We start from the raw sequence: 17,952 nt of genomic DNA on the forward strand, positions 1-17,952 counted from the left end.
TCAGATAAACAGCGACGCTGCCGCGCGGTCCGCCATGGCGCCAAGCAGCGGGATCAGGAAATAGCCCAGCGGCGACACGATCAACGCCGTGATGGCGAGCAGTACCCAGTGCGACATTTCGCCGTCGTGCCTCACTGCCTTACCCGCAGGCTTGTCGAAATACATCACCTTCACCACCTTCAGGTAATAGAACGCCCCTATGACGCTGGCGGCAATTCCAATGGCGGCGAGGATGACCATGTCGGCCTCGACAGCGGCTTGAAACACAACTAGCTTGCCCCAGAAGCCGAACAGGGGTGGAATGCCGGCAAGGCTGAACATCATCGCCGCGAAGACCAACGCGATTACCGGCCGCGCCCGCGAAAGACCCGCAATGTCCGAAAGGTCGTCCAACTGGTTGCCCGCCGCATCGCGCAGCAGCAAGATGCAGACGAATGCGCCGAGCGACATCGCAACATAGATATCGAGATAGACCAGCATGGCCGAGATGCCAGCAGACGTAGCGGCGGCAAGACCAATCAGGATAAAGCCTACATTGTTAATCGAGCTATAGGCCAGCAGACGCTTCAATCCGGTCTGGCCGATAGCGCCCAATGCACCGACCACGATGGAAGCGAGCGCCGCGAAGATAACGATCTGCCGCCATGCATCGATTTGGCTGCCGAATGCCTCGATCGCGACACGGGCGGTAAGGGCAACTGCAGCAACCTTGGGCGCGGTTGCGAACAAAGTGGTCACCGGAGTGGGCGCGCCTTCGTAAACGTCGGGCGTCCACATGTGGAACGGCACTGCGGCGATCTTGAAAGCCAGCCCGGCCAATACGAAGATCAATCCGAATAGCTGCCCGGTCGTGTACTCACCCGCCAATGCAACATTCACTGCGGCGAAGTTGGTCGAACCGGTAAAGCCGTAAAGCAGGCTAATCCCGTAAAGCAGGATGCCCGAAGCCAGCGCGCCGAGGATAAAGTATTTCAAGCCTGCTTCGGTCGATTTGCTATTGTCGCGAAGAAATGCGGCCAGAACGTAGGCGGACAGGCTGTTGAGCTCCAACCCGATATACAGGGTAATGAAATCGGTGGCCGACACCATGATGCCCATGCCGAGCGCTGCGAACAACACCAGCACAGGGTATTCCGCGCGCATGGCGCCGATCCGATCGAAGAACCGTGGTGAGATGATAAGGCAGGCGGCAGCGGAGCCGAAAATCAGGATTTTCGCAAAGGCCGCAAACGCATCAGCCGCGAACTGGCCGCCAAAGGCCAACGTGTCCGGTCCGCTGGCACCCTCGATTAGCGCGGGCGCAACCATGAACGCGGCGCCCACCAGCAATGCCGTTGCGGCGATGCTGATGAACCGAGTGCCGCGATCCTGCATCCAACCGGCGACCAGCAGCAGCACGAGGCCGCCAACGGTAAGCACGATTTCGGGTGCGACGAGAGCAAGATAAGCCTGGAAGTCCATCAGTGCGCCCCCTCACCATGAGCGGCGGGTGCGGCAACCGTATTGGCAGCCTCCGTTCGTGGAGCGCCGGCAGCCAGTCGGGAATCGCCTTCAGGCGCAGCGCGCGCAAGACGGGCGTCAAGCACGGCTATATCGGCGCGCATGGGGGCGAGAAAGCTCTCTGGATACACGCCCATCCACAGCGTAGCGGCAGCCACCGGGCCGAGCATCAGCCATTCGCGCATATTCATATCTTTCATCGCCGCGGCATCCTCGTTTTTCTGAATGCCGAACGCGACGCGGCGATAGAGATACAGCATGTATGCCGCGCCCAGGATAATCCCGGTGGTCAATACCAGCGTGACAGTAGTGGAAACCTGGTAGACTCCAGCGAGACTGAGGAACTCGGCCACGAAACCGCTCGTCCCCGGCAATCCGATGCTCGCCATGGTGAAGAACAGGAAGAAAATGGCGTATCGCGGCATGTTGATGGCCAACCCGCCATAACGGTCGATCTCGCGCGTATGCAGCCGGTCGTAGATCACGCCCACACATAGAAACAACGCGCCCGAAACCAGGCCGTGGCTCAGCATCATTACCATCGCGCCTTCGAGCCCCTGCACATTGAAAGCGAACAGACCCGCGGTAACAATCGCCATGTGCGCGACTGAGGAATAAGCGATCAGCTTCTTCATATCGTGCTGGACCAGTGCGATCAGGCTGGTGACGATCACCGCCACCATCGACAGGCCGAAGATAAGCCACATGAATTGTGCGCTGGCCTCCGGAAACATCGGCAGGCTGAACCGGATAAACCCGTAACCGCCCATTTTCAGCAATACGCCGGCAAGAATGACGGAGCCCGCTGTCGGCGCCTGAACGTGCGCATCCGGCAACCAAGTATGCACCGGCCACATCGGCATTTTTACAGCGAAGCTGGCAAAGAACGCGAGCCACAGCCACGTCTGTGCAGTAGGCGCGAAATCATATTGCATCAGCGTGGGAATGTCGGTCGTGCCAGCAACATTGATCATCCACAGCATCGCGACCAGCATCAGGACTGATCCGAGCAGCGTGTAGAGGAAGAATTTGTAGCTCGCGTAAATCCGGTTGTCGCCGCCCCAAATCCCGATGATGAGATACATCGGGATCAGACCGGCTTCGAAAAAGATGTAGAACAGCAGCAGGTCCTGCGCCGCGAATACGCCGATCATGAGCAGTTCCATGATCAGGAACGCAGCCATGTATTCGCCCACGCGAGTCTGGATCGATTCCCAGCTTGCAAGAATACAAACCGGCATCAGGAACACGCTGAGCACGATTAGCATCAGCGCAATGCCATCGATGCCAAGCGCATATTTGAAGCCGGCGAATAGCGGAAGGCTCTCGGTAAACTGCCATTGCGCGCCGCCAATATCGTAGCTCGCCCAAAGCAGGATGCCGAGCGCCAGATTGACCAGCGTCGCCACCAGCGCAATCATCCGCGCGGCACTTGCAGAAACAAAGAAGCACGCGACTGCGGCCACAAGCGGGACCAGCAACATCGTGGAAAGGATCGGGAAACCGCCCATCAGAACAGCACCCATGTAATAGCGGCGACAAGGCCAAGCAGCATCACCAGCGCGTAGCTATAGAGATAGCCAGACTGCAGGCTCTTGGCCGCAACAGAGCTTCTCGAGACAACCCAAGCCGCGCCATCAGGGCCGAACCGGTCGATTACACCCTTGTCCAGCAATATCCAGAACTTGCGGCCGAGCCAGAAGGCGGGGCGTACGAACAGAAAGTTGTAAATCTCGTCGAAATACCACTTGTTCAGCAGGAACCGGTAGACCGGACCCAGTTGCTTGGCAGTTTCCGCCGGGATAGCCGTGTTCCGAATGTAAGCGAGCCAGGCGAAAAACAGCCCCGCCAACATCGCTACGGTCGCCGATAGTTTTACCCACAGCGGTACGACGTGCAAAGCGGCGACCAGATTCTCGTTATAGAAAATCGAGCCATCCCAGAATGCCTCGCTGTCGACGAACGCGTCGGTAAACATCCACCCTGCAAAGACTGCGCCCAATGTGAGGACGCCGAGCGGTACCAGCATCGTGAGCGGACTTTCGTGCGGGTGATACCCTGCGGTCCCATCATGCTCGTCAGGTGATGGTACGGAATGCGTCGGACTGTCGCCAGCATGTTCCTGCGCCGCTGGGTTGTGTTCGTCAGCAGCATCATGGCCAACATGGACCGCGTGCTGGATATGCTCGCTCTGTGCCCAGCGGGGCTTGCCCCAGAAGGTCAGGAACATCAGACGCCAGCTGTAAAAACTGGTCAGGAACGCTGCGAACGCGCCGATGAAAAAAGCGGTGCGTCCAAGATCGGTGCCGCGCCCGAAAGCCGCTTCGAGAATTGCGTCCTTGGAATGGAAGCCCGCGAAACCTGCACCTAACCAATAAATGCCGACACCGGTAATCGCGAGCGTCCCGGCCAGCATGGCCCAGAACGTGATCGGTATCTCTTTCCGCAATCCGCCGTAATACCGCATGTCCTGTTCGTGATGCATGGCGTGAATGACACTGCCCGCGCCCAGGAACAGCAACGCCTTGAAGAACGCGTGCGTAAACAGGTGGAACATCGCGACGCCGTAAGCACCCACACCGGCGGCGAAGAACATGTATCCAAGCTGCGAACAGGTGGAATACGCGATCACGCGCTTGATATCCCATTGGGTCGTGCCGACGGTCGCGGCAAACAGGCAGGTCAGCGCGCCGATAATGGTCACTACCGCCAGCGCCGTCGGCGCGGTTTCGAACATGGGCGACAAGCGGCAGACCATGAATACGCCGGCCGTAACCATGGTCGCAGCATGGATCAGCGCGGACACAGGCGTCGGCCCCTCCATGGCGTCCGGCAACCACGTGTGCAGCCCAAGCTGCGCAGACTTCCCCATCGCACCGATGAACAACAGGATGCACAGGATATCCATAGTGTAGAGACGGTATCCGAGAAAGCCGATGCTGCTGCCGCTCATCGCTGGCGCCGCCTCGAGTATCTCGGGGATCGATGTGGTCTGGAACACCAGATAGGTGCCGAAGATACCAAGCATGAAGCCCAGATCGCCTACGCGATTGACCACGAACGCCTTGATCGCCGCCGCGTTTGCGCTGGGCTTCTTGAACCAGAAGCCGATTAGCAAATAAGACGCCAGCCCCACCCCTTCCCAACCGAAGAACATTTGGACGAGGTTGTTTGCCGTCACCAGCATCAGCATGGCGAAGGTGAACAGGCTGAGATAGGCGAAGAACCGCGGCTGGTCGGGGTCCTCGTCCATGTAACCCCAGCTATAGATATGCACGAGCGCCGAAACAGTCGTTATCACCACCAGCATGACAGCCGTAAGGGCATCTACCCGTAACGCCCAGTCGAAGCTGAGCGAGCCGGACTTGACCCATTGCAGCACTGGCACGACTTCCGCCTGTGCACTGCCCGATATGAAGCCGAGGAAAATCGGCCAGCTTAGCGCACACGCCGTGACTAGCGCGCCGGTCGTGACGACCTTGGCGAAAATGGCCGGCACACCCTTGTTTACGAAGCCAGCGACGATTGCTGCCAGCAAAGGCAGAAACACGATGATCAGGATCGAGGACATGTCCGGCTTCAGCCCTTCATCCGGTTAGCATCGTCAACGGCAATGGTGCCGCGACCACGGAAATAGATGACCAGGATAGCAAGCCCGATCGCAGCCTCACCGGCCGCCACGGTCAATACGAACATGGCAAAGACCTGCCCCGTCAGATCGCCCAGAAATGCGCTGAACGCGACTAGATTGATGTTTACGGCAAGCAATATCAGTTCGATCGCCATTAGGATCACGATGATGTTCTTGCGGTTCAGGAAGATGCCCAGCACGCCCAACACGAACAGGATCGCGCCGACGACAATATAGTGTTCGATACCGATCACAGCTCGACCCCCTTGCCGATCGTGGGCTGACGCATGACGGTCGCCTCATCCGGATTGCGGCGCACCTGCTTACCGATATCCTGATGGCCGCGCACGGTTTTGGAACCGCGCAAGGTCAGCACGATCGCGCCGACCATCGCCACCAGCAGGATGATGCCGGCAGTTTCGAACAGGAACAGATATTGGCTGTAAAGTAGCGCCCCGAGGCTTTCGGTATTGCTTTGGCCAAGGATCGGCGCAGCGTTGCCGGATGGCGTACCAAGTTGCAGTGCGCCCGCGCGGTAAGCCCCGATGCCGAGCACCAGCTCCGCCAGCAAGATCAATGCGAGCGCGATGCCGAGGGGAAAGTTCTTTACCAGTCCGCTACGCATCGATGCAAAATCGACGTCCAGCATCATCACCACGAACAGAAACAGCACTGCCACCGCGCCGACATAGACGATTACCAGCAGCATCGCGATGAACTCAGCGCCTACCAGCACCATCAACCCGGCGGCGTTGAAAAATGCCATGATCAGCCACAGCACCGAATGGACCGGGTTGCGGCTGAGGATCGTCAGCACACCGCTGGCGACCACTAAAGTCGCAAACAGGTAAAAGGCGATAACTTGAATCATGAGCCCCCGGGACTTGGTCGTGCCGAATACGTTGCCGCGCGCCTAGCGGTAGGGTGCGTCGGCTTCAAGGTTTGCGGCAATGGCCCGCTCCCACTTGTCCCCGTTCGCCAGCAGTTTTGCCTTGTCGTACAGCAATTCTTCACGCGTTTCGGTCGCGTATTCGAAATTCGGGCCTTCGACCACCGCGTCAACCGGGCATGCCTCCTGACAGAATCCGCAGTAGATACACTTGGTCATGTCGATATCGTAACGCGTGGTCCGGCGGCTGCCGTCGTCGCGCGGTTCGCTTTCGATGGTGATGGCCTGCGCCGGACATACCGCCTCGCAAAGTTTGCACGCGATGCACCGTTCCTCGCCATTGGGGTACCGGCGCAGCACATGCTCCCCCCGGAACCGTGGCGAAATCGGGTTCTTCTCATACGGATAGTTGATAGTCACTTTGGGCTTGAAGAAATACTTCAGGGTCAGCCAATGCGCCTTCAGGAATTCCCAAAGGGTGAAGGACTTGATGAGGTGAGTGAGGGTCATCCGTACCTCGTAAACATGAGCCAGCCCGAAATCAGGACGACAAAAAACAGGCTGAGCGGCAGGAACACTTTCCAACCAAGGCGCATCAACTGGTCGTAGCGGAACCGGGGTACGGTCGCCTTGATCCAGCTGAAGATGAAGAAGAACAGCAAAATCTTGCCAAACAGCCAGATCCATCCCGGAATGTCGAACCAAGGAATCAGATCGATGTTGAGCGGCGGTAGCCATCCGCCGAAGAACAGGATCGCGTTTAGCGCGCACATCAGCAGGACATTGGCATACTCGCCAAGCCAGAACAGGGCGAAGCTCATGGAAGAATATTCTGTCTGGTAGCCCGCAACCAGCTCGCTTTCCGCCTCAGTAAGGTCGAACGGCGCGCGGGCAGTTTCGGCAAGGGTCGAAATGAGGAACACCACCCAGATCGGGAACAGCAGAGGGTTGAACACGAACCCGTTCAAAAGGCCAAAGATATGGCCCTGTTGTGCCAAGATGATCTCGTTCATCTTGAACGAATCTGCGTACAGCACCACGCAAACCAGCGTGAAACCGATCGACACCTCGTAGGAAATCATCTGCGCCGCGGCACGCATGGCGGAGAAAAACGGATACTTTGAGTTAGAGGCCCAGCCCGCAACCACGACGCCGTAAACCCCCAGCGAACTGATCGCGAGCACATAGAGCAAACCGACATTGATGTCGGAAAGCACAGCGTCCGGCCCGAACGGGATGACCGCCCAAGCCAACAAAGCCACTGTGAAAGTGACGATGGGCGCAATCAGAAACAGGCCCTTATTGGCCGCAGATGGAATGATGGTTTCCTGCAGGAACACCTTGAGCCCATCGGCAAAGCTTTGCAGCAGCCCGAACGGGCCGACCACATTGGGCCCGCGCCGCAAGGCGATTGCAGCCCAGACTTTACGGTCCATGTAAATAATCATCGCTACGCTGAGCATCAGCGGCAACGCGATCAGCAGGATCCCGCTGATCGTCGCCGTGAACCAAGCGAACTCGTAGGACATGCCGAGTGAGACGAAGAAGTCGGTCATTCCGCTGCCTCCGCCAAATCTTCACCGTGAAGCAGTTCCAGCGAACAATGATTCATCACCTCGCTCGCCCGTGCGATGGGGTTGGTAAGGTAGAAGTCTGCAATCGGATACGTAATCGCGCCTTCGGCCTTTACCTTATCCTTCTCCTTTGCACCCGGGGTTGGAAGCGTACCGAAATGGGCCAGCCCTTCCTCGCCCAAAGCAGGCACAGAAGCGATCATGGCAGCTTGCAGTTCGGCGAAGCTGTCGAACCCGACCTTTACTCCCAGGGCATCGGCGAGCGCCCGCAGGATCGTCCAGTCCTCGCGCGCGTCGCCGGGCGCGAACACGGCCTTTTCGGCAAATTGCACACGGCCTTCGGTATTGACGTAGGTTCCGTCCTTCTCCGCAAAGCTTGCAGCAGGCAGAATGATGTCCGCCGAATGCGCGCCTTTATCGCCGTGATGCCCGATATAGACTTTGAGACTATCGGCGAACTCTAAGTAATCCACCTCATCCGCGCCGAGCGAGAGCAGGACTTTAGGCGCAGCCTTGGCGATGTCCCCAATACCGCCCTTCTGCGCATAACCCAGCATCAGGCCGCCGACGCGGCTGGCCGCCATGTGCAGCACGTTGAAGCCGTTCCAGCCATCCCGCACCAGGTTGAACTTGCTTGCGAGGGCAAGCGCCGGGCCGAGCGCACCCTTGGCCAGACCGCCCCCGCCCACTATGATCGCCGGGCGGTCCGCCGCTTGTAGCGCATCGATTGCTTCCTTGGGCAGTTTGCCAAGGACCCCGGCATCGTCGCCAAGGAACGTAGCGGGAAAAGTCGTTTCCCATTCCGGACCAACCACGAACATCTTGGCACCGCGCTTGGCAGCTTTGCGCAAACGGACGTTGACGAGCGGCGCTTCCCAGCGGACATGGCTGCCCACAATCAGCACAGCATCGGCATTCTCTATTTCGGCAAACGTGCTGCCAAAGACCGAAGCGGCGATATTGGATGCGTCATAATCCAAGCCAGTTTGCCGACCTTCCAGCAAATTGGAGCCCATGGCGCCCAGCAGAGCCTTCGCGGCGAACATGGTTTCGCAATCCACCAAATCGCCCGCAATCGCGGCAATCGATTTACCCGGCTTGACCTTGGCGATGGCCTTGAAAGCCTCGTCCCAGCTGGCTTCTGCCAATTTGCCTTTGCGGCGGATAAAGACCTTGTCGAGGCGGCGGCGTTGCAATCCATCGACCTGATAGCGGCCCTTGTCGCTCAGCCATTCCTCATTGACGTCGTCATTGATACGGGGAAGCGCGCGCATCACCTCACGGCCGCGCGAATGCAGCGTGATATTGCTTCCGACCGCATCGGACACATCGACGCTGAGTGTACGCTTCAATTCCCACGGGCGTGCCTCGTATGCGTATGGGCGGCTGGTAAGCGCGCCGACTGGGCACAGATCGATCACATTGGCGCTCAGCTCGTGGCTGGCGGCCTGTTCGAGATAGGTCGTGATCTGCATGTCCTCGCCGCGATACAGCGCGCCGATTTCATCCACGCCGGCGATCTCTTCTGAGAACCGTACACAACGGGTGCAATGAATGCAGCGGGTCATGATCGTCTTGATCAGGGGCCCCATGTATTTTTCGGTCACCGCTCGCTTGTTCTCGTCATACCGAGACGCGCCGCGGCCATACATCATGGCCTGATCCTGCAGATCGCACTCGCCGCCCTGATCGCAAATCGGGCAATCGAGCGGGTGGTTGATGAGCAGGAACTCCATCACCCCTTCGCGCGCGGTCTTGACCATTTCGCTGTCGGTACGAATTTCCTGGCCGTCGGTGGCTGGCAGCGCGCAGCTTGCCTGTGGCTTAGGCGGCCCCGGCTTCACTTCGACCAGGCACATCCGGCAATTGCCGGCGATAGACAACCGCTCGTGATAGCAGAAGCGAGGAATTTCTTTCCCCGCCAGCTCACACGCCTGCAGCACGGTCGCACCATCGGGCGCGTCCACTTCGATTCCATCTACGGTGACCTTAGGCATTATTCCGCCGCCTCCGCAAATTGAGCGTTATGCTCGTGAATTCGCCGCTCCAATTCCGGGCGGAAATGCTTGATAAGTCCCTGGATCGGCCAAGCAGCAGCATCGCCCAAGGCACAGATCGTGTGGCCCTCCACCTGCTTCGTCACTTGCTGCAGCATATCGATTTCCTCGATCGCCGCGTCGCCGGTGCGCAGGCGTTCCATCATGCGCCACATCCAGCCCGTGCCTTCGCGGCATGGCGTGCATTGGCCGCAGCTTTCATGCTTGTAAAAATAGCTCAGGCGGGAAATCGCGCGCACGATGTCGGTCGATTTGTCCATCACGATGACTGCCGCCGTACCAAGCCCGCTGCCGACTTCCTTCAATCCGTCGAAGTCCATTGGCGCGTCCATGATCTGCTCAGCCGGGACGAGCGGAACGGACGAGCCGCCCGGGATCACCGCCAGCAGATTGTCCCACCCGCCGGTGATACCGCCACAATGTTTCTCGATCAGTTCGCGGAAGGGAATGCTCATCTCTTCCTCGACCACACAGGGCTGCCGCACATGACCGCTGATCTGGAACAGCTTGGTTCCGTGGTTGCCCTCGCGCCCGAAGCCGGAGAACCAGCTGGCGCCGCGCCGCAGGATCGTCGGGACGACTGCGATGCTTTCCACGTTGTTGACGGTGGTGGGGCAACCATACAGGCCCGCGCCTGCCGGGAATGGCGGTTTAAGGCGCGGCTGGCCCTTCTTGCCTTCCAGGCTCTCAATCATCGCGGTTTCCTCGCCGCAAATATACGCGCCTGCACCGCGGTGCATGAATACGTCGAAATCGTAGCCGGATCCGCTGGCGTTCTTGCCGATCAATCCCGCGTCATACGCCTCGTCGATTGCCGCCTGCAGCGTCTCTGCCTCGCGAATATACTCGCCGCGAATATAAATATAGGCCGCCCGCGCACGCATGGCGAAACCTGCGACCAGAGCGCCTTCGATCAGCTTGTGCGGATCGTGGCGGATGATCTCGCGATCCTTGCAGGAACCCGGCTCAGATTCGTCAGCGTTGATGACCAGGAAGGATGGGCGGCCATCCTTCGATTCCTTGGGCATGAACGACCATTTAAGGCCAGTCGGAAATCCCGCCCCGCCCCGGCCGCGCAAGCCCGACGCCTTCATCTCGTCGATGATGCTGTCATTGCCGCGCTGGATCAGCGCTTTGGTATCGTCCCAATCGCCACGTTTCTGCGCCGCCTTCAGACCCCAGTCCTGAAAGCCATACAGATTGGTGAATATGCGGTCCCGGTCAGCGAGCATGAGCGAGCGCCCCCAAAAAGGTGTCCTGAAGCGCCATTATGCCGCTGCCTGCGAGAGGAAATAAAGCGCGCCAAGGATCACCGCACCGATCAGGGCGAACTTGACGATGCCGGTCAGTACCTTCCACGCGATGAAGATCACGACGAGCGCAATGATGATGGTGGTGATTTCCATTACGCCCATTCGCTCCGGTAATCGTGGTTTTCGTCGGTCATCGCCTCGAGTGTAGTCACCCCGCCCGCAGGTTCGGACGTATGTCGGCCGGGCTCTTGCGTGCCCGGCTTTGGCTGCTCACCCTTGGCGAGAGAGTTGAGCACGGTGTCGAGGCGTTCAGGCGTCAGATCCTCGTAATTGTCATCGTTGATCTGCACCATCGGCGCGGTGGCGCAATTGCCCATGCATTCCACCTCGGTCAGGGTCCACAAGCCGTCATCGGAGACCTTTCCCTTGGCCATTCCGCGCGATTTGCACGTGTCGAACAATGCGTCCGATCCGCGCAGCATGCACGGCGTTGTGCCGCAAACCTGCACGTGGAATTTACCGACCGGTTTCATGTTGTACATGAAATAGAAGGTCGCGACTTCCAGCACGCGGATTACCGGCATATCGAGATAGCTGGCCACATATTCGATCACCGGCAGCGGCAGCCAACCCTGCGTATCGGTTTCCTTGCCCACCTGTCGCTGGGCAAGATCGAGCAGCGGCATGACAGCCGATTTCTGCCGCCCTTCCGGATAGCGCGCGATGGCCTTGTCGGCCTGCGCCTTGTGGTCTGCATCGAATGCAAACGCACCCCACCGCTCACGCAGTTCGGGTGTGTCGGGTGCAGGTGTGCGATCAGCCATTAGAACGCCCCCAAGCCCGGTTGACGGCCCGATATTGGAACACAAATCCGCCAATAAGTATGGCAGCGGCCCATAGACCAGCACTACCAACCATGAACTTCTCTATCATTGATGTTTCTGACCACCGCGGAACGAACGGTGCGATAGCTAAGGCTGGCAAGGCCGCTAGCAAAATTAACTTGGCTTCATTGCGCTTCGATCGCTTCAAGCCACGAAAACGAACGGGAGCATTCCGTCCATGAAACTGCTGCTGAAGAGCATTTTCCTCACGGAACGCCCAGTGTTTTCCTAACCTCTTCACCGGTCACACTCCCCGAACACCACGTCGATCGCGCACAGCACCGGGATTGCGTCGGGCAGCATGTGGCCTTTGCACATGAAGTCCATGGCCTGGAGGTGGCTGAATGCGGTCGGGCGGATCTTGCAGCGGTAGGGTTTGTTGCTGCCATCGCTCACCAGGTAGACGCCGAATTCACCCTTGGGGCTTTCGGTGGCCACGTAGACTTCACCGGCTGGAACGTGGAAGCCCTCGGTATAAAGCTTGAAGTGGTGGATCAGCGCTTCCATCGACTGCTTCATCTCGCCGCGTTTGGGGGGCGAAACCTTGCGGTCGCTACTGGCAATCGGGCCTTCGGGCATTTCAGCCAGGCACTGCTTGATGATCTTCGCGCTTTCGTAAACTTCCTTTACGCGCAGCACGAACCGGTCGTAGCAATCGGAATTGGTGCCGACGGGAATGTCGAATTCCATACGGTCATACACGTCGTAAGGCTGCGATTTGCGCAGGTCCCACGGCACGCCGGCAGCGCGGATCATCGGGCCGGTGAAGCCCCATGCAATCGCGTCTTCCTTCGACACCACGCCGATATCGACATTGCGCTGTTTGAAGATACGGTTGTCGAGCACCAGGCTCATCGCGTCGCCGAACAGTTCGGGCAGGCGGCCATCCACCCAGTCGCCGATATCGGTCAGCAGTTTGAGCGGCACGTCCTGATGCACCCCGCCCGGACGGAACCACGCGGCATGCATCCGCGCACCCGATGCGCGTTCGAAGAAATTCATGCAGTCTTCGCGCAGTTCGAAGACCCAAAGGTTCGGCGTCATCGCACCGACATCCATGACATGCGCGCCGATGTTCAGCATGTGATTGCAGATGCGCGTCAGTTCCGCAAACAACACACGTAGATATTGCGCGCGGATCGGCACTTCCACATTTAGTAGCTTTTCGATCGCCAGAACATAGCTGTGTTCCTGGCAGAGCGGCGAGCAGTAATCGAGCCGGTCGAAATAGGGCAGCGCCTGCAGATAGGTCTTCTGCTCGATCAGCTTTTCGGTGCCACGGTGCAGGAGGCCGACATGCGGGTCGATCCGTTCGATGATCTCGCCGTCCAGCTCCATCACCATCCGCAACACGCCATGCGCGGCTGGATGCTGCGGGCCGAAATTGATCGTGTAATTGCTGATTTCATCGTCGCCGGCCGTGGTCGGGGACTGTTCGAGAGTGAGGCCGTTCATGCGCCCTTCCCCTTCTTCGTCTCGGTCGCAGCGGCAGTATCGGCAGCGGTCTTCTTGCGCTTCGCCTTGCCTTTGCGGTCCTCGGTAGGTGTGGGAGCGTCGGGTTCCGCGATATCGGTATCCACTTCGGCAGGCGCACCTTCGCTCACGGGTTCGGCAGCCTTGGCATCCGCCTTTGCACCGGCGCCTGTATCTTCCGGTCCTTCGGTAACCTTGGGATCGTCGATCGGCGGAGTGGCCGCCTTCTCGTCACCGGGAAGCACGTAATCCGCGCCTTCCCAAGGGCTGAGGAAATCGAAACTGCGCATGTCCTGCGCAAGTTCGACAGGTTCGTAAACAACGCGCTTGTCCTCTTCGGAATAGCGCAGTTCGACGTATCCGGTCATCGGGAAATCCTTGCGGAAAGGATGTCCTTCGAAGCCATAATCGGTGAGGATGCGGCGTAGGTCGGTATTGCCATCGAACACCACGCCATACATGTCGAACACCTCGCGTTCGAGCCAACCGGCCACCGGCCAAAGCGTAGTAACTGTCGGTACGGGCGTGTTTTCCGCTGCCGAAACCTTTACCATAATGCGGTGGTTCTTGGTCAGGCTGAGCAGCATGTAGACGACTTCGAACCGCTCGGCACGGTCCGGATAGTCGACACCCGCAATCTCGACCAGTTGCTGGTACTCATGCTCGTCGCGCAGCAGGCGCAGGGCGTTCTCGATCTCGCCGCGCTGTACGGTGAACAGCAGCTCGCCATGTTCTTCATGCGCGCCGAGCAGCATGGTCCCCAGCGCAGCGGAAAGGTCTGCCTTCGCATTTTCGACCAAAGTGAATTTCGGGGCGGAATGGACTACCGTCATCGCTCGACCGTCCCGCTGCGGCGGATTTTGCGCTGCAACTGCATTACGCCGTACAGCAAGGCCTCTGCCGTCGGCGGGCAGCCGGGAATGTAGATATCGACCGGTACGATCCGGTCACACCCGCGCACCACGGAATAGCTGTAGTGGTAATAGCCGCCACCATTGGCGCAGCTGCCCATCGAAATGACGTATTTCGGGTTGGACATCTGGTCGTAAACCTTGCGCAACGCCGGGGCCATCTTGTTGCAAAGGGTTCCGGCCACGATCATCACGTCCGACTGGCGCGGGCTGGCGCGCGGGGCCACGCCGAAGCGCTCCATATCGTAACGCGGCATATTGACGTGGATCATCTCCACCGCGCAACAGGCGAGCCCGAAGGTCATCCACCAGAGCGAGCCGGTGCGCGCCCATTCGAACAGGTCTTCGGTACTTGCGACGAGGAAACCCTTGTCGTTCACCTCGGTCTGGAGCGCGTTGAAATAATCGGCATCCGGCTGGCGGACTTCTCCGCCCTGTGCAGTTACTGATGCGGAGGGCTGAATAAGCGCGTCGCGGCCGTTCGGGCTCATGGTTCTTTGCGTGGTCATAATTCTATTCCCACTCCAGCGCGCCGATTTTCCACGCATAGGCAAAGCCGATGATCAATTCGGCGAGGAAGATCATCATCGTGATCCAGCCAGGCCAGCCGGTCAGATCGAGGCTGACGGCCCATGGAAACAGGAATGCCGCCTCAAGGTCGAAGATGATAAACAGAATGGCGACGAGATAGAACCGGACGTCGAACTGGCTGCGCGGATCCTCGAACGCGGGGAAGCCGCATTCGTACTCGCTCAGCTTTTCAGCGTCGGGACTATGCGAACCTGTCAGGCGCGACACGCCCATGGGCAGGAACACGAACAGGGCGGACAAGCCCAGTGCAATCCCCATAAACAGGAGGATCGGCAGATATTGCGATAGGTCGACCAAGTTCGCGGGCTTTCTCAGCGGATTGCGTGCTTCATGCGCGCCCTAGTCCCGCGCGGGGTTCGGCGCAAGGGGTTCAGGCCCCTTGCGCCGACGCTTTTCCCGCATTTTCACGCCTTTTTTAAGGCGCATCGGCGCGCCTGTCAGGCGGCCTTGGCTTTGTCTTTCTTGCCATAAGGCGGTTTCATACCGGCGACCTTGGCCACATCGACCTTGGTCTGGGTGTAAACGGCGCGGGCGTGGCTGAATTCGCGGAAGCCCTCCACCCCGTGATATGCACCCATGCCGGACGAGCCGACGCCGCCAAACGGCATATCGTCCATGGAGACGTGGAAGATCACATCGTTCACGGTAACGCCGCCGGAAATGGTGCGGGACAGCACATGCTCCTGCTCACCCTTGTCGGTGCCGAAATAATACAAGCCCAGCGGATTGTCGTTCTCGTTCACGTAATCGATTGCCTCGTTCACGTCGCGATAGGTTTTCACCGGCAGAACCGGACCGAAGATCTCTTCCTGCATGGCCTGCATATCGTCGGTTACATTGCGAAGGATCGTGAGCGGCATCTTGCGGGCGTTACTGGCGGAGAAATCTTCCCCGCCCGGATTAACCTCGATGACGTCCGCACCCTTGTCCCGGGCATCGGCAATCATGGATTGCAGCCGGTCGTGATGCCGGTCGCTGACCAAAGACGCATAGTCGTCGTTTTCGAGAAGCGTCGGGTACATAGAATGAACGGCGGACTGGACGGAACCGATCGCGTCCATCTCCTTGTCTTCGGGTACCATCATGTAATCGGGCGCGAGGCATATCTGCCCGGCATTCATCATCTTGCCCAAAGCGATGCGTTCCCCCGCCTTGTCGAAATCGGCGCTGCGCCCAAGAATAACAGGCGATTTGCCGCCAAGCTCCAACGTAACGGGCACAAGGTTCTTGGCCGCAGCTTCCATTACCTTCTTGCCGGTTTCGGTAGAGCCAGTGAACACCATATGATCGAACGGCAGGGACGAAAAAGCGGCAGCCACTTCCGGGCTTCCGGTAAACACCGAGCATTCCTCCGGCGCAAAATACTGTTTGACCAGCTGATCGGTCAGTTCGCTGGTCGCTTCTGTGAACTCGCTCGGCTTGATCATGGCACGGTTGCCGGCAGCGAACACCTGCATCAACGGCCCGAAGCTTAGGTTTACCGGGAAGTTCCACGGGCTGAGGATGCCGACCACGCCCTTGGGCTCGTACCGCACCTCGCCCTTGGCACGCAGGAGGGAGAGCGGGAACTGCAGCTTGCGCTTATCACCCTTTGACCAGGCGTCCATGTTGTCGAGACAGTATTTGCCGAAGTTCTTGGTGCCTTCGATATCGGTAATCATCGATTGGTGTGCGCTGCGATTGCCGAAATCCGCGCTCATCGCTTTGCAAAGCGCATCGGAATGGTCGGTCAGCAGTGCCATTGCGCGCTTGATACGGTCGCGGCGTAGCGCCAGCGGCTCGGGACGTGCGGCAATGAAGGCATCGCGCTGCAGCTTGAGCGCGGACATCATCTCGTCGTTACGGTCGGTCCGGTTCGTTGCAGCCATCTCGTTCTCTCCAATTGCGTTCGCTGCATTGCAGCATTAGGTTTGTTGCAAACGCTCTACCCCTCATTTGAAAGGCACGCAAAGCATGTCCCACTTCAACGCCGCCGACCCTATTGTGATCCTGTCCTACGCCCGCACCCCGATGGGCGCCATGCAGGGCGCACTGGCGGACGTATCCGCGACGGAGCTTGGCGCGGCGGCAGTGAAAGCGGCGGTTGAGCGTGCGGGGATCGACAGCGGAGATACGGACCGCATCTACATGGGCTGCGTGCTGCCCGCGGGGCTCGGTCAAGCCCCTGCGCGGCAGGCTGCGATCAAGGCAGGGCTCCCGAAATCGGTGGAAGCCACGACTGTGAACAAGGTTTGCGGTTCGGGAATGCAAACGGTCATTATGGGTGCGGAAGCGCTGGCGACAGGCAATGTCGATATGGTTATCGCAGGCGGGATGGAGAGCATGACCAACGCGCCTTACCTGCTCAAGAAGCATCGCAGCGGGGCGCGCATCGGCCACGATACGGCATACGACCACATGTTCCTCGACGGGCTGGAAGATGCCTATGAGGAAGGTCGCGCCATGGGTACCTTCGCGCAGGACACCGCCAACGAATACCAGCTAACACGTGAATCCATGGACGAATATTCCATCGAATCCCTGCGCCGCGCCAATGCCGCCATCGACAGCGGCGCCTTCGCGGACGAGCTGGTCGCAGTGACGGTAAAATCGCGCAAGGGCGACGTGACCGTTGATACCGACGAAGCGCCGGGTCGCGGCAATCCGGAGAAGATCCCCAAATTGCGTCCCGCTTTCGCCAAGGATGGGACCATCACCGCTGCGACATCAAGTTCCATTTCCGATGGAGCCGCCGCCGTCGTTCTGACGCGTGAGAGTGTGGCGAAGCACAAGGGCCTCGCGCCCGTTGCCAAGGTTGTAGCCATGGCGGCCCACGCGCAGGAGCCATCCGAATTCACCGTCGCGCCGATCGGTGCCATCAATAAAGTACTCGAGAAAGCTGGCTGGAGCGTCGGCGATGTCGAGCTCTGGGAAGTGAACGAGGCGTTTGCCTGTGTCGCCATGTTCGCTATGCGCGACGTTGGCATTCCGCATGACAAGATCAACGTAAACGGCGGCGGCACCGCCTTGGGTCACCCCATCGGGGCGAGCGGAACGCGCATTATCGTTACCCTGCTCAATGCCCTGAAACAGAAGGGCTTGACGAAGGGCGTTGCGAGCCTGTGCATCGGCGGTGGTGAGGCGACAGCCGTCGCGGTCGAGCTAGTCTGATCAGCATCGCAATGCTAATTTATGAAGGGCGGCCCGGCG

17 protein-coding genes are annotated in these 17,952 nt (G+C 59.1%); 1 reads left to right on the forward strand and 16 read right to left on the reverse strand.

The genetic code is table 11. From position 1 onward, the window contains the following. The 16 genes from nuoN to HME9302_RS06160 form a co-directional block, all read right to left on the reverse strand. A complete protein-coding gene (nuoN, locus tag HME9302_RS06090; protein ID WP_115366278.1) occupies positions 1–1,461 on the reverse strand; it encodes an NADH-quinone oxidoreductase subunit NuoN in 1,461 nt (486 codons plus the stop codon). Beyond that, entirely contained in the window at positions 1,461–3,011 is a 1,551-nt protein-coding gene (locus tag HME9302_RS06095; protein ID WP_115367523.1) for an NADH-quinone oxidoreductase subunit M, read from the reverse strand. The genes nuoN and HME9302_RS06095 overlap by 1 nt, the downstream gene beginning before the upstream one ends. After that, positions 3,011–5,071, reverse strand: coding sequence for an NADH-quinone oxidoreductase subunit L (nuoL, locus tag HME9302_RS06100; RefSeq protein ID WP_115366279.1), 2,061 nt, complete (start codon positions 5,069–5,071; stop codon positions 3,011–3,013). The genes HME9302_RS06095 and nuoL overlap by 1 nt, the downstream gene beginning before the upstream one ends. An 8-nt stretch (positions 5,072–5,079) precedes the next feature. Next, positions 5,080–5,385 carry an NADH-quinone oxidoreductase subunit NuoK gene (gene nuoK, locus HME9302_RS06105; RefSeq protein ID WP_115366280.1) on the reverse strand — a complete coding sequence of 102 codons (306 nt, stop codon included), beginning with the start codon at positions 5,383–5,385 and terminating at the stop codon, positions 5,080–5,082. Continuing rightward, on the reverse strand, positions 5,382–6,002 hold the full coding sequence (locus HME9302_RS06110) for an NADH-quinone oxidoreductase subunit J (protein WP_115366281.1): 621 nt from the start codon (positions 6,000–6,002) through the stop codon (positions 5,382–5,384). The genes nuoK and HME9302_RS06110 overlap by 4 nt, the downstream gene beginning before the upstream one ends. A 42-nt stretch (positions 6,003–6,044) precedes the next feature. Continuing rightward, the gene (gene nuoI / locus HME9302_RS06115; protein WP_115366282.1) at positions 6,045–6,530 is read right to left on the reverse strand and encodes an NADH-quinone oxidoreductase subunit NuoI; all 486 of its coding nucleotides are present in this window, start codon (positions 6,528–6,530) and stop codon (positions 6,045–6,047) included. Continuing rightward, positions 6,527–7,576, reverse strand: a complete 1,050-nt coding sequence (nuoH, locus tag HME9302_RS06120) for an NADH-quinone oxidoreductase subunit NuoH (RefSeq protein ID WP_115366283.1) — start codon at positions 7,574–7,576, stop codon at positions 6,527–6,529. The genes nuoI and nuoH overlap by 4 nt, the downstream gene beginning before the upstream one ends. Next, positions 7,573–9,591 (reverse strand): NADH-quinone oxidoreductase subunit NuoG, encoded by a 2,019-nt coding sequence (gene nuoG / locus HME9302_RS06125; RefSeq protein ID WP_115366284.1) that lies wholly within the window; start codon positions 9,589–9,591, stop codon positions 7,573–7,575. Before nuoG ends, nuoH begins: the two co-directional genes overlap by 4 nt. Further along, positions 9,591–10,883 (reverse strand): NADH-quinone oxidoreductase subunit NuoF, encoded by a 1,293-nt coding sequence (nuoF, locus tag HME9302_RS06130; RefSeq protein ID WP_115366285.1) that lies wholly within the window; start codon positions 10,881–10,883, stop codon positions 9,591–9,593. The genes nuoG and nuoF overlap by 1 nt, the downstream gene beginning before the upstream one ends. Before the next feature lie 36 nt (positions 10,884–10,919). Beyond that, on the reverse strand, positions 10,920–11,057 hold the full coding sequence (locus HME9302_RS13265; RefSeq protein ID WP_181815702.1) for a hypothetical protein: 138 nt from the start codon (positions 11,055–11,057) through the stop codon (positions 10,920–10,922). Next, positions 11,057–11,728, reverse strand: a complete 672-nt coding sequence (gene nuoE / locus HME9302_RS06135) for an NADH-quinone oxidoreductase subunit NuoE (RefSeq protein WP_115366286.1) — start codon at positions 11,726–11,728, stop codon at positions 11,057–11,059. Before nuoE ends, HME9302_RS13265 begins: the two co-directional genes overlap by 1 nt. 297 nt (positions 11,729–12,025) lie before the next feature. After that, positions 12,026–13,243 (reverse strand): NADH-quinone oxidoreductase subunit D, encoded by a 1,218-nt coding sequence (locus HME9302_RS06140; RefSeq protein ID WP_115366287.1) that lies wholly within the window; start codon positions 13,241–13,243, stop codon positions 12,026–12,028. Beyond that, positions 13,240–14,094 carry an NADH-quinone oxidoreductase subunit C gene (locus HME9302_RS06145; RefSeq protein ID WP_115366288.1) on the reverse strand — a complete coding sequence of 285 codons (855 nt, stop codon included), beginning with the start codon at positions 14,092–14,094 and terminating at the stop codon, positions 13,240–13,242. The genes HME9302_RS06140 and HME9302_RS06145 overlap by 4 nt, the downstream gene beginning before the upstream one ends. After that, positions 14,091–14,681: a NuoB/complex I 20 kDa subunit family protein gene (locus HME9302_RS06150; protein WP_230079891.1), complete on the reverse strand. Its 591-nt coding sequence runs from the start codon at positions 14,679–14,681 to the stop codon at positions 14,091–14,093. Before HME9302_RS06150 ends, HME9302_RS06145 begins: the two co-directional genes overlap by 4 nt. A 4-nt stretch (positions 14,682–14,685) precedes the next feature. Next, positions 14,686–15,060, reverse strand: coding sequence for an NADH-quinone oxidoreductase subunit A (locus HME9302_RS06155; protein WP_115366289.1), 375 nt, complete (start codon positions 15,058–15,060; stop codon positions 14,686–14,688). 140 nt (positions 15,061–15,200) lie between these two features. Continuing rightward, positions 15,201–16,631: a coniferyl aldehyde dehydrogenase gene (locus HME9302_RS06160; RefSeq protein ID WP_115366290.1), complete on the reverse strand. Its 1,431-nt coding sequence runs from the start codon at positions 16,629–16,631 to the stop codon at positions 15,201–15,203. A gap of 85 nt (positions 16,632–16,716) precedes the next feature. On the opposite strand from HME9302_RS06160, the gene HME9302_RS06165 reads away from it, so the two are divergent. Next, a complete protein-coding gene (locus HME9302_RS06165; RefSeq protein WP_115366291.1) occupies positions 16,717–17,913 on the forward strand; it encodes a thiolase family protein in 1,197 nt (398 codons plus the stop codon). Positions 17,914–17,952 lie beyond the last annotated feature (39 nt).

Source organism: Alteripontixanthobacter maritimus (assembly GCF_003340475.1).
Classification (GTDB): domain Bacteria; phylum Pseudomonadota; class Alphaproteobacteria; order Sphingomonadales; family Sphingomonadaceae; genus Alteripontixanthobacter; species Alteripontixanthobacter maritimus.